Annotated in this window: 7 protein-coding genes; 4 read left to right on the top strand and 3 right to left on the bottom strand. The window is 28.5% G+C overall.

The window, feature by feature from the left end; genetic code table 11:
• The first annotated feature begins 154 nt into the window (after positions 1–154).
• The 4 genes from yihA to U9R42_00615 all read left to right on the top strand — a co-directional run bounded on the left by yihA (position 155) and on the right by U9R42_00615 (position 4,128).
• Positions 155–775 carry a ribosome biogenesis GTP-binding protein YihA/YsxC gene (gene yihA, locus U9R42_00630; GenBank protein ID MEA3494524.1) on the top strand — a complete coding sequence of 207 codons (621 nt, stop codon included), beginning with the start codon at positions 155–157 and terminating at the stop codon, positions 773–775.
• A 461-nt stretch (positions 776–1,236) separates the two neighbouring features.
• Positions 1,237–2,679 carry a Do family serine endopeptidase gene (locus U9R42_00625; GenBank protein ID MEA3494523.1) on the top strand — a complete coding sequence of 481 codons (1,443 nt, stop codon included), beginning with the start codon at positions 1,237–1,239 and terminating at the stop codon, positions 2,677–2,679.
• Between the two features lie 145 nt (positions 2,680–2,824).
• On the top strand, positions 2,825–3,469 hold the full coding sequence (locus U9R42_00620) for a phosphatase PAP2 family protein (GenBank protein ID MEA3494522.1): 645 nt from the start codon (positions 2,825–2,827) through the stop codon (positions 3,467–3,469).
• Positions 3,470–3,543: 74 nt separating this feature from the next.
• The gene (locus U9R42_00615) at positions 3,544–4,128 is read left to right on the top strand and encodes a hypothetical protein (GenBank protein ID MEA3494521.1); all 585 of its coding nucleotides are present in this window, start codon (positions 3,544–3,546) and stop codon (positions 4,126–4,128) included.
• Between the two features lie 3 nt (positions 4,129–4,131).
• Here U9R42_00615 and U9R42_00610 read toward each other — a convergent pair whose 3' ends face one another.
• The 3 genes from U9R42_00610 to U9R42_00600 form a co-directional block, all read right to left on the bottom strand.
• Positions 4,132–4,815: an ABC transporter ATP-binding protein gene (locus U9R42_00610; GenBank protein ID MEA3494520.1), complete on the bottom strand. Its 684-nt coding sequence runs from the start codon at positions 4,813–4,815 to the stop codon at positions 4,132–4,134.
• A 221-nt stretch (positions 4,816–5,036) separates the two neighbouring features.
• The gene (locus U9R42_00605; GenBank protein MEA3494519.1) at positions 5,037–5,639 is read right to left on the bottom strand and encodes a lysine exporter LysO family protein; all 603 of its coding nucleotides are present in this window, start codon (positions 5,637–5,639) and stop codon (positions 5,037–5,039) included.
• On the bottom strand, positions 5,629–5,907 hold the full coding sequence (locus tag U9R42_00600) for a LysO family transporter (GenBank protein MEA3494518.1): 279 nt from the start codon (positions 5,905–5,907) through the stop codon (positions 5,629–5,631). Before U9R42_00600 ends, U9R42_00605 begins: the two co-directional genes overlap by 11 nt.
• Between the last annotated feature and the right edge of the window lie 241 nt (positions 5,908–6,148).

The following is a 6,148-nucleotide window of genomic DNA, read 5'->3' as shown; positions in this document are numbered from 1 at the left end:
GTGTCTTTGTGTCTTAGTGGCAAGTAAATAAATCTTTGTGTAACTTTGTGCCTTCGTATTTTAGAGGCAATAAGAAAAGAGTAGTTACAAAAACAGAAATAAATGTAATTAAGCAATTTAAATTATTGAAATCCATTTTAAAAAATAAATTTTTATGCAACAAAAACAAACTATTAATTCTGCAGAATATGTTTCTTCAAATCCCAGTTGGGAAACCCTTACTCATAGTAATCATCATGAGTATGCATTTATTGGACGTTCAAATGTTGGAAAATCGTCATTAATTAATATGTTGACAAATCGTAAGAATCTTGCTCTTACTTCAAAAACACCCGGAAAAACAAAAATGATAAACCTATTTCTCATTAATAATAAATGGAATTTAATTGATTTACCTGGATTTGGTTACGCAAAAGTTTCAAAAAACGAACGTTATAATTGGGGACAGTCTATATATGGATATTTTAGTAATAGAAAAAACCTCGTTTCAATTTTTGTTTTAGTTGACCCAAATATTCCACCACAAGCAATTGATATTGATTTTATAAACTACCTTGGGGAACAAAAGTTACCCTTTACAATAGTATTTACCAAGTGTGATAAATCAGGTGCAGGGAAATTATCAAAAAATATTCAAGATTTTGAAAACCAACTATTGAGATACTGGGATGAATTACCACAAACATTTAAAACATCAGCTAACAAACATCAAGGAAAAGAAAAACTCCTTGAATATATTTTTCATTTAAATGAAAATATTAGAATAACAAAGTGAAAATAATATGGTTCTATGTCAAATACTGTGAGTAATCAAATTTGCCACAGATTCACAGATTAAAAGAAATTTACTATAATAAATTTTTACAAAGCAAACTACCAAAGGTAGTTTGAAATCTGTGAATCTGTCTTTGACAGACGTAGTCTTACTTCTTATTACACTTAGCATATCTTCGACAGACGAAGTCTGTGGCAGTTATTCTTTTCCAGTTTATATGGGTTTGGGGTAGAAAGAAACTGAAAATTATTTTAAGACTTTTTAGAGTGGACTCAATAATTAATAAGAAAAGGTATTTTCATAATTACTTTTTGCTTAGCTGCTGTAACTTTAGCAAGGCAAGTTATTTGATTCTCATTCATAGTCATTAAATTCATAAACCTGTACTCATTTAGTAATTACAATCCTCTCCTCTGGCATATAATTTGTATTTTTGTTGAGCCGAAATAAAAAAAACAATTATGAATAAAACGATAAAAGATGCATTGATTTTTCTTTTCGCAGGAATTTTAGGTGGTGCAATTAGTATTGGCATTTACAGAATGTCAGAAAAAGATAATAAAATTGAACAAGAAAATATTCCCACAGGACTCACAAGCTATGAAATTAATAGAATAACAATTCCAACATTTGACTTTACAGAAATATCAAAAAGAATAAATATTTCAGTAGTTCATATCAAAACAAAAATCAACCCCTCCAATGAATACAACAATCAAAATAATCCATTTTACGAATTTTTCGGTCCGCGAAATTTCGGACCTTCACTCGGAAGTGGTTCAGGAGTAATTATTTCTTCTGACGGATATATCGTAACAAATAATCATGTAATCAAAAATGCTGATGAAATTGAAGTAATTTTAAATGATAAGCGAAGTTTTAAGGCAAATATTGTTGGTCATGATAAGCAAACAGATCTTGCTGTTTTAAAAATTGAAACTAAAGAACTACCATTTTTAAAATATGGTGATTCCGATAAATTAAAAGTTGGAGAATGGGTAATTGCAGGTGGCAATCCTTTTAATCTTACAAGCACAGTTACAGCAGGAATAGTAAGTGCAAAAGCAAGAAGCATTGGAATACTTGGACGAGGCAACTCCGTTGAATCTTTTATTCAAACAGATGCTGCTGTAAATCCCGGGAATAGCGGTGGAGCATTGGTTAATGTTGAAGGCGAGCTTATTGGAATTAATACTGCTATCGCATCAAGAACAGGGCAATACGCAGGATATTCTTTTGCAATTCCTTCAAATATTGTTGTTAAAGTAGTTGACGATATTCTTAAATACGGAAAAGTTCAAAGAGGTTTTCTTGGAGTAAGTATAAGTGAAGTAACACAAGAAATAGCACATAAAAAAAATATGGATGATATTAAAGGAGTCTATATCGCTGAGGTTATGCCTAAAGGAGCAGCAAATGAAGCAGGTATAAAAAGCGGTGATATTATTATAAAAATCAATGATGAGAAAGTAAATTCTGTACCCGAATTACAAGAGAAAATTTCTATGAATCGTCCCGGAGATAAAATTTTAATTTCTCTTATTCGCAATGGAAAAAACAAAAAATATACAGCTGTATTAAAAGACCTCAAAGGAAATACTGAAATTGTTACTTCTAAAAGCAATAAACTTGAAGATATTCTTGGAGTAAAATTAAAAGAAATCCCTAAGAGTACACTTGATAAATTGAAGATTAAAAATGGTGTTCTTGTAATAGAAGTTAAAAATGGCAAATTCAAAGCAGCAGGAATACACAAAAATTTTATAATTCAAAAAATTGACAAAATAGATGTTTATACAGTTGAAGATATTTATAATTTAATTGACAAAAGCAATAATGGCGTACTGATTGAAGGAATTGAACCTGATGGCTCTAAGGGTTATTATGGCTTTGGAATAAACTAAAATTTATGGATTAAACTTTAAGTAGTGGCACTAAGCATTGTAAAACAATTAAGCGTTCAAAAAATATTTTGAGCGATTTTTCCTTTTCTGTTTTAATCGTACTTTTGAATGCTTATTTTAATGACCAATTGTTAATTATTTACAAGTGAGAAGAATTTTAAAATCAAATAGTTTCATTTTTATTCTCTATGCAATTTTTATTGTTGCAGGAGGATTATTACTGATATTTACAAACAAAGGAGATATTTTTCTTTTCATAAATAAAAACAACACCCTCCTTTTTGATAAATTCTTCTTTCATATCACAAAACTCGGCAATGGATTTATATTTCTTATTATTTTTATAATTTTCTTATTTATAAAATATCGATATTCCTTAATGCTTTTGTTTTCTGCATTGCTTTCAACCATATTTGTTCATTCTTTCAAACAAATAATTTGTCCTCTCAGCTACCGTCCTGCAAGGTATTTTAACGATTTATCAAATTTACATTTGTTAGACCAAGTTAATGTTCGTTCTTTCGGTAGTTTCCCATCAGGGCATACAGCAACTGCATTCACAGTATTTTTTTTACTAATTTTTATAATAAAAAAGAAAATATTAAAAAGTGTTTTTTTACTTATCGCATTATCAGTAGCATTCTCAAGAATTTACCTTGCTCAGCATTTTTTTATTGATGTTTATTTTGGTTCCGTCTTTGGAACTCTTTCAGCTTTTATTTCTTACTGGTTTTTTACTGAGTATTATGATTCTAAAAAAATTAAATGGATTGACAACTCAATAATTTAATTCATATTCATTAAAAAATCAGTATATTTGTTTTAATAATTTCTTTAATTTACTTTTATAAAAGGACTCTTTTAATGAAAACTTTATCAATTTTATTATCATTTCTCATTCTTTGCTTTTTCTCAATCAATGCTCAAAATCAGGAAACTGATGATTATGTAATCATTACTACCGGTGAAAGTTTTGGGGACATCATTCTCAACAAATCAAGTGTTGAAGATGTATTAAAAAAATACGGAGAAAAATATAAAAACAAAGAAAAAGTATGGACAGAGCATTTTGTGGGAGAAGGATATGTAGAAGTAAGTAGCAATACAATGCTTTATAAAAAAATTAATTTAATCTTTTATTTTGTCAAACAAGGTGATAAACACAAAAATAAATTAGAAGAAATAATTATTAAATCACCTGTAAAAGCAAAAACAGCTAAGGGAATAATTTTGGGGCAAAGTACTTTCAAGGATGTTGTAGATAAATATGGAAACACTTTCTGGACTTACAGCAATAAAAATAAAAGAGTAACAAAAGCGTATAAAGGCATAAAGTTTAGTGCAAGTTATCAAAAGAAAGTTAAACATTTTGACAAAAAAGAATTTAACGAGAAATATTATGAATACGTAATTGACAGAATTACGATTTCAATGCCTATGAAAAAATAAAATTTAATTTTTTTTATCGAAATCAACTAATCCGTCAACAAGTCTGATTACTCTGTGAGCACGTTGTGAAATTTCCTTTTCGTGAGTAACTAAAATTATTGTATTTCCTTTATCATGAATTTCTTCTATTAGGTTAAGAATCTCAAATGATGTTTTACTATCAAGATTCCCTGTGGGTTCATCAGCAAGAATTATTGATGGATTATTAATTAAAGCCCTTGCCAAAGCTACCCTTTGTTTTTGCCCTCCTGAAAGTTCATTAGGTTTATGATCCATCCTATCACCCAATCCCACTTCATTTAATTGTTCCCTAGCCAATTCAAAACGTTCTTTTTTTTTGATACCCGAATAAATCAAAGGTAAAGAAACATTTTCAAGAGCAGACATTCTTGGTATTAGATTAAAAGATTGAAACACAAAGCCAATTTCCTTATTACGAAATTTCGCTAATCCATCATCTGTTAATTCACTTACGTTATATCCTTTTAAAAAATATTCACCTCTGGTAGGGGTATCAAGGCATCCGAGAATATTCATCAAAGTTGATTTCCCTGAGCCTGATGCACCAATAAGTGATACATATTCATTTACATTAATATTCAAAGTAATTGACTGCAATGCTTTTATCTCTACTTTTCCAAGTTTATATATTTTTGCAACATCTTTTGTTCTAATAAGTTCTTCCACTACTTCTTTGTTTTATAAATTTAATTCTTTTTCAACTGAAACACTTAACAAGTTCAGATTATCAAATAAAATCTGCAATCAAATTTATTAAATATTTAATAAGTAAAACAAAATTTTTGTGAATTTAAACATGAAAGTTTCAATTATATCTCGCAGAAAAACTTTTACCCTTTTTTGTCCTCCATAGTTTAAAAAAAAAGATACATCTTATACCAATTTATTTACCATTGCAAAATAAAAACCACTAAAAACGGTACAAGAATAGTTAGTATCGTTCCACTTACAATAGAAATTACCGCATAATCTTTTCCTGAAAATCTAATAATTATCGGCAATGTTGTATCCATTGAAGTAGCACCAGCAGTAGAAATTGGAGCAATTTTTCCAAAATATTTAACCAATAATGGAGCTACCAATAAAGTAAATATTTCTCTCATAATGTTAGACATCAAAGCAATTACGCCCAAGGTTTCACCTTTAATCTGACCAATTAACACACTCGACAAACTATAATAGCCCATTCCTGCACCCACTGCCAATGAATCCTGAATAGAAATACCTGACAAAAAAAGAGAAATTATTGCAACACCCGATAAAGTTCCTACAACAATAAAAATAGGAATTAATAATATTTTATAAGAAGTTGCTTTAAAAATTTTTAAAGCTTTTTTATCTGCACCAATACCCACAGCTACCAAAAACATTAATAGGTATAATGGATAAACAACAATTTCTGATTTTATTAAAAACTCCGGTAAAATACCTTCTAATCCTGCAACAATTCCTATAACAAAAAACGTAACTATGATTAAACTACTTTTCATTTTTTGGTAAAATAAATTTATATATAAAAGGAGTTACAACCAGACTACCAATCACAGCACCAACTGTTAACATTAACGCTTCAAATCCTAATTGTTCAAAATTATTAATAATTTTTTCATTTATCCCAACTGATACGCCTAAGAAAAATAGCAATAAAATAATTGCTGAATTTATTAAGACATCTACATACTTTGATACTTTATCTTTTTTTCTTAGTAAAAAACCTACTAAAAAACCAGCAAACATAATAGAAATAACAATTAACATAATTCCAATATTTATTTTAAAATCAAATAATTATTTTTAAAGAAACAAAGATAATGAATAAGATGTGAGCCACAAACATTTTTTTATATGAGCTTACAAAAATTTAGTTTCTTTGTTTTTTTATCATCGAATTACACAAATTTAACGAATGATGTTTTTTACCGTCATTGCGAAGGAAGAATGACTGAAGCAATCTGATGAAAGAATTGTTTATTTGTTTATCTGTTGATTTGTTTATTTG

Source organism: Bacteroidota bacterium (assembly GCA_034723125.1).
Classification (GTDB): domain Bacteria; phylum Bacteroidota; class Bacteroidia; order CAILMK01; family JAAYUY01; genus JAYEOP01.
This window is presented reverse-complemented; position numbering and strand designations above follow the sequence as displayed.

Bases quoted from the DNA above. Each gene is read 5' to 3' on its own strand.
- U9R42_00600 (MEA3494518.1), bottom strand. From the start codon at position 5,907: ATGTTAATTGTTATTTCTATTATGTTTGCTGGTTTTTTAGTAGGTTTT.
- U9R42_00625 (MEA3494523.1), top strand. From the start codon at position 1,237: ATGAATAAAACGATAAAAGATGCATTGATTTTTCTTTTCGCAGGAATT.
- U9R42_00605 (MEA3494519.1), bottom strand. From the start codon at position 5,639: ATGAAAAGTAGTTTAATCATAGTTACGTTTTTTGTTATAGGAATTGTT.
- U9R42_00615 (MEA3494521.1), top strand. From the start codon at position 3,544: ATGAAAACTTTATCAATTTTATTATCATTTCTCATTCTTTGCTTTTTC.
- yihA (MEA3494524.1), top strand. From the start codon at position 155: ATGCAACAAAAACAAACTATTAATTCTGCAGAATATGTTTCTTCAAAT.